This window comes from Streptomyces aurantiacus, assembly GCF_001418335.1.
Lineage (GTDB): Bacteria > Actinomycetota > Actinomycetes > Streptomycetales > Streptomycetaceae > Streptomyces > Streptomyces aurantiacus.
In genome coordinates, this window is the sequence record NZ_LIPP01000502.1 from 1,977 (window position 1) to 3,155 (window position 1,179).

Annotated in this window: 1 pseudogene; it reads right to left on the reverse strand. The window is 69.7% G+C overall.

Going from position 1 to position 1,179, the window contains the following annotated elements:
- Positions 1–1,087, reverse strand: a pseudogene (locus AOK01_RS46390) (tetratricopeptide repeat protein); the annotation flags it as partial.
- Positions 1,088–1,179: the final 92 nt, after the last annotated feature.

The following is a 1,179-nucleotide window of genomic DNA, read 5'->3' on the forward strand; positions in this document are numbered from 1 at the left end:
AGGCCAGGTACGCGTCACCGATGTGGCCGAGCGTATGGCCCTCTCCCCACCGGTTGCCGACTTCGCGATGCGCCTCGAAGGCCTGATGGTAGGTCTCGACCGCCTCGTCATGGCGATGGAGCCGGTGGTGGACCGTGCCGAGGACGTCGAGGGTGACCCCTTCGACCCAGCGGTTGCCCTGGGCACGCAGCACGGTCAGCGCCTGTTCCAGGCAGTCGATGGCCTCGTCGAACCGGCCGAGCCGCTGGTAGACGTCGCCCAGATTGCTCAGGGCGATCCCCACCGACCAGCTGCTGTCGATGATGCGGAAGATGACCAGCCCACGGCGGATGTACTCGATGGCCTTGCCGAGTTCACCGGCTTCGATGTACACATCGCCCAGGTTGGACACGGCGATCGCCGCGCCGAGCCTGTCTCCGAGTTCCCGGTAGAGGGCCATCGCCTGGTGAAGGTGGTCGATGGCCTCGTCGAGCCGGCCCGAGAGACGCAGAGCGGCGGCCAGGTCCAGGAGACCCTGGGCCTCGCCCTTGCGGTCGTGGGCCTCTCGGGCGGCGAACAGCCCCGTCCGGGTGGTGTCGACCCAGTCCTCCATGTGACTGCGGAGGTAGAAGAACCCCCACAGAACGGCGGGCAGCCGCCATGCGATGCCCGGATGCCCGGAAGCGGCGGCCTTGTGCACCGCCAGGACCAGGTTGGCTCGTTCGGTCATGCACCAGTCCAGGGCCTGCACGTGCGTCGTGAAGGTCAGCGTGGGGCAGGAGGCGTGCTTCGGTTCGAGGGCGATCCGGCGGCGGTGCGGGGTGATCTGCGTGTAGGCGGCGGCAGCGGTGTGCAGGTACCAGGTGAGGAGCCGCTCGACGGCTCGCTCGCGCTCCTGCGTCGTCTCCTCGGCGTGCACCCGCTCGGTGGCGTAGACGCGCAGCAGGTCGTGCAGGGAGTAGCGGCCGGGGCGGTGCTCGATGAGCAGGTGGGCCCGCGTGAGTTCACCGAGCAGGCCGCGGGCCTCGCGGAGCGGGAGCTCGGCGAGTGCCGCCGCGGCGGGCGCGGAGATGTCCGGGCCCGAGTGCAGGCCCAGCAGGTGGAACATGCGCGCGGCAGGGCAGGACAGCGCGTTGTACGACGAGGAGAAGACAGCCCGTACATCCGTGGTGATGTCGCCGCCGGCGAAGGCGTCGAGAC